The sequence below is a fragment of the Enterobacter sp. T1-1 genome (genome assembly GCF_000710795.1).
GTDB classification, from domain to species: Bacteria; Pseudomonadota; Gammaproteobacteria; order Enterobacterales; family Enterobacteriaceae; genus Enterobacter; species Enterobacter cloacae.
The window spans coordinates 1-922 of sequence record NZ_JALW01000101.1; the positions used below are offsets into that span (position 1 = coordinate 1).

Genomic DNA, 922 nt, shown 5'->3' on the forward strand with positions numbered 1-922 from the left:
ATATTATTTTGTCGGGTGGCGGCTTCGCCTTACCCGACCTACAAAAAACTCAGTTTCCGTAGGCCGGGTAAGCGCAAGCGCCACCCGGCTTTTTTACAGCAGCACTGTGCCTTCCGTTGTGCGCAGCCAGCGCGGCGCTTTTAGCGTATCGCTGTAAAATCGCACCAACTCCTGCAACAGATCTCCCGCCACTCTCTCATCGCTTTCTGACAGCGAATGCGCTAAGAGCATTTGCGTTAACAGCTGGCAATATCGCCCTAACTGATCAACTTCCGGTTCGAATACCGGCACGTCCAACGGCAGGTCATCCACCGTCAGGCTGGCTTTTAAATATTCTGGTACAGGTTCAAGCAGCGTGGGCTGAAGCAGGGTGAGGCAGGCGGAAAGTCGTCCACACAGCGCCATCTTCTGGGTTGGATCGTCACATTCAACCAGCACGTCGACAAACCGCGCGCAGTTGTCTGCCTGCTCGGTGAAGTCGGTTGTGTGATCGAACGGTGTGGTGAATAAGGAGTGAGAAAAGCTAAGGGTAGTAGTCATAAGACCGCCTCTGATGCGTAAAATGGACCGCCACAGGAGGGACCAACCTCACTGGTGGCGGACTGAACGGAGTTGGTCCTACCGGCCTCATCAGCTACCGGCGCGCCTTGCGGCGCCACCGTCCAGCCCACCATTAAGGTGTAACTGACTACGCGATAAAGAAATTTTATCACGGATGAGGATAACAGAGGACCAACCCTGACGCCTGATTTTGCAGGCGCGGCAAGAAGATACTGCGTGGGGGATGGGGTGGCAAGAGTGGCTCTGGAAGGCGGCTCGCAAAACGAGATATTATTTTTGAGGAGTGCGGCCTGATGCCCTCACCCCGGCCCTCTCCCACGGGGAGAGGGAGCAACCACTAAAAACGGCAATCTAAGATTGC

Annotated in this window: 1 protein-coding gene; it reads right to left on the reverse strand. The window is 55.2% G+C overall.

Translation table 11 applies throughout. The features are described 5' to 3' along the window. Window positions 1–93: 93 nt before the first annotated feature. On the reverse strand, window positions 94–540 hold the full coding sequence (locus tag AK59_RS0122940; protein ID WP_029883906.1) for a hypothetical protein: 447 nt from the start codon (window positions 538–540) through the stop codon (window positions 94–96). Between the last annotated feature and the right edge of the window lie 382 nt (window positions 541–922).

Bases quoted from the DNA above. Each gene is read 5' to 3' on its own strand.
- AK59_RS0122940 (WP_029883906.1), bottom strand. From the start codon at position 540: ATGACTACTACCCTTAGCTTTTCTCACTCCTTATTCACCACACCGTTC.